Annotated in this window: 3 protein-coding genes; 2 read left to right on the forward strand and 1 reads right to left on the reverse strand. The window is 42.5% G+C overall.

Annotation, left to right across the window (positions count from 1 at the left end):
* On the forward strand, window positions 1-724 hold a 724-nt coding region (locus ACT3S4_RS14275; RefSeq protein ID WP_444761297.1), incomplete at its 5' end, for a recombination directionality factor.
* A 166-nt stretch (window positions 725-890) separates the two neighbouring features.
* Window positions 891-1,151 carry a helix-turn-helix transcriptional regulator gene (locus ACT3S4_RS14280; RefSeq protein ID WP_227675775.1) on the forward strand — a complete coding sequence of 87 codons (261 nt, stop codon included), beginning with the start codon at window positions 891-893 and terminating at the stop codon, window positions 1,149-1,151.
* Window positions 1,152-1,371: 220 nt separating this feature from the next.
* On the opposite strand, the gene ACT3S4_RS14285 is transcribed toward ACT3S4_RS14280, so the two are convergent.
* Window positions 1,372-1,611, reverse strand: a 240-nt coding sequence (locus ACT3S4_RS14285) for a hypothetical protein (protein WP_444761298.1), incomplete at its 5' end; no start/stop codon positions are given.

The raw sequence follows: 1,611 nt of genomic DNA on the forward strand, positions 1-1,611 counted from the left end.
GCTAAGACAAATACCAGTACGACTGCTGTTCAATGATCCTGAGCTGAACCTAAGAGCTGAATACACGCTATTTGATAGGCAGACTGGACGCCCACTTTGCGTAGGCGATGGCGAACATTGCCAGCGCCGAACCAGCAACGGTGTTGAGCAGCTGCCATGCCCATCACCCGATCGCTGCCCACTAGCGCAAGGGGGTGCTTGTAAGCCCTATGGGAGGCTCTACGTGAATCTTAGTGAAGACGATGAGCTTGGAACATTCATCTTTCGTACTACTGGTTTCAATAGCATTCGTACACTGGCAGCAAGGCTCAGCTACTTTGCAGCGGTGTCTGGCAATAAGCTGTCCTGTCTGCCATTACAACTCACGCTCCGAGGTAAGAGCACTACGCAAAGCTATCGTACTCCAATTTACTTTGTGGATTTGACGCTACGTGATGACGTGACTTTGAAGCAAGCAGTACAAGATGCGGGGGCTATTGATGCCGAGTTAAGTGAACATGGTTTTGACCAAGCAGCGTTAGAGATAGCTGCTAAGCAAGGCTACGTCAATTCTTGCTTTGAGGTTGATAGCGATAATCTATTGGATGTGGCAGAAGAGTTTTATCCAGTAGAGACAGATGAAGCTAACAGTAGTCATCAAGGAGGGCCCCAAAATGGTATTGCTCCCTACAATGTCGGTAATATCGAAAGAAGTCTAAGGGAGAGTGTGACAGCTATAAGTTAAAGCAGTGGTAAGGATATAAGGCATAAAAAAGGAGCTGATTATTCAGCTCCTTTTTTATTGTTTTGTCTAAGGACAGTCGTTGGACGGCATAGGACGCCATAAAAAAATATGGGACTCGGTAAGTATATGAGAGGTGATGCTCTCATTCACTTACAAGGAGATAATCATGGAAAACTTAAACGTAAACACTCAGCAAAACACCTCAACGCCAAGCATGCCACAAATACCTCGCATGCTTCCGCTAAAGCAAGTCATACATTATACAGGGCTTAGTAGCACGACGATCTATGACATGCTTGATAAAAGATCGAATCGTTATGACCCCACTTTCCCTATTCAGGTCAAGCTATCAAAGGGACGTGTAGCATGGGTTGAAAGCGAGGTGGCTGAGTGGATTGAGAGCAAGATAGCTGCCCGAGTTCATTGAGCAACGATAAAAAATAAGCCACGTAGAGCGGCTTATTTTTTTGCTAATTAATTCTGAGAAAAATATTTTACTCAACCTGCTAGCTGTGAATGATATAAACTCAAGAAAATACGTGAATATATAATCTTAATTGGTAAGTATTTCTTAGAGTATTATAAGTGTCACCTTGAACATAGCTCTCAGACAATCTCACAAACACTCTACTATCAAGCCAAATTAATCAATTGTTATTCTGTTGAGAACAAAAATGAGCTGCCGTTGACTTATAACAATAGTAAGTATATACGTTACTACTATCAGGAACACGACTAAAAAAAGCATCTCTTAAATAAGTCGTATATGCTTTCCCATTGAGGAAGTCACCATCGTTAGAACTTTCAATATCATAATCTTTACCATTTATTCGATACGTAAGAACACTTAATCCAGCCCCTCCCCAGTCACTTGCCATACAAGGTGT

Origin of the sequence: Psychrobacter sp. AOP30-A2-5, assembly GCF_052378115.1 — a bacterium.
Classification (GTDB): Bacteria; Pseudomonadota; Gammaproteobacteria; order Pseudomonadales; family Moraxellaceae; genus Psychrobacter.

Coding starts and splice junctions, on each gene's coding strand:
- ACT3S4_RS14280 (WP_227675775.1), top strand. CDS start 891: ATGGAAAACTTAAACGTAAACACTCAGCAAAACACCTCAACGCCAAGC.